The sequence below is a fragment of the Planktothrix serta PCC 8927 genome, from assembly GCF_900010725.2.
In the GTDB taxonomy this organism is placed as follows: Bacteria; Cyanobacteriota; Cyanobacteriia; order Cyanobacteriales; family Microcoleaceae; genus Planktothrix; species Planktothrix serta.
Genome location: NZ_LR734914.1, coordinates 1 through 930, shown reverse-complemented (window position 1 = coordinate 930; position 930 = coordinate 1). Strand labels below are relative to the sequence as shown.

1 protein-coding gene is annotated in these 930 nt (G+C 38.1%); it reads left to right on the top strand.

What is annotated here, in order from left to right:
* On the top strand, nucleotides 1-930 hold a 930-nt coding region (locus PL8927_RS27610; protein ID WP_083627101.1), incomplete at both ends, for an RNA-guided endonuclease InsQ/TnpB family protein.

The window sequence follows — 930 nt, the reverse complement described above, 5'->3', positions numbered from 1 at the left end:
CGGAACGAGCATGGTTGGCAATTTCTCGTTTTTACGAAAATTGTAAATCCAAAAAAACTGGAAAGAAAGGATATCCTCGTTTCCAGAAAGATTGCCGTTCTGTTGAATATAAAACGTCGGGTTGGGTGCTTAATCCAACTAAAAGACGAATCACGATAACTGACAAAAAAGGGATTAGTGAGCTTAAACTTCTGGGAAAATGGGATATCCATCAATACCCAGTTAAGTCTATTAAACGAGTTAGACTTCTCCGTCGTGCTGATGGATATTACTGCCAGTTCTGTCTTAATATTGCCGTCACCGATGTTCAACCGAAAACTGGAAAGGAAATTGGACTTGATGTTGGCATAGAATCTTTCTATACAGATTCTAACGGGTATCAAGAACCCAATCCTAAGTTTCACCAGAAAGCAGAAAACTCTATTAAAAAATCTCAGAGAGAAATTTACAAAAAGGTTAAAGGTTCATCGGGAAGACGGAAAGCCAGAAAAATTTACGCCAAAAAACACTTAAAAGTAAGTAGACAACGGAATGAACACGCCAAGAGAATTGCGCGTAACGTATGCACATCAAACGATGTAGTCGTCTACGAAGATTTAAGTGTTAGAAATCTGGTTAAAAACCACTGTTTAGCTAAGTCAATTAGTGATGCAGGATGGTATTTGTTTCGACAATGGATAGAATATTTTGCGGCTAAATTTGATAAATTAGCGATTGCTGTTCCACCCCATTACACTTCGCAAAAATGCAGTAATTGTGGGGTAATCGTTAAAAAATCTCTATCAACTCGCACCCATATTTGTCGTTGCGGGTGCGAACTTCATAGAGATATAAACGCTGCTAAAAATATTTTGAATTCAGCTAAAAATAGGGAAGGGCATTCCCGAATTAACGCTACAGGAGTTGGAGTCTCTACTCTAATTGGTGAAA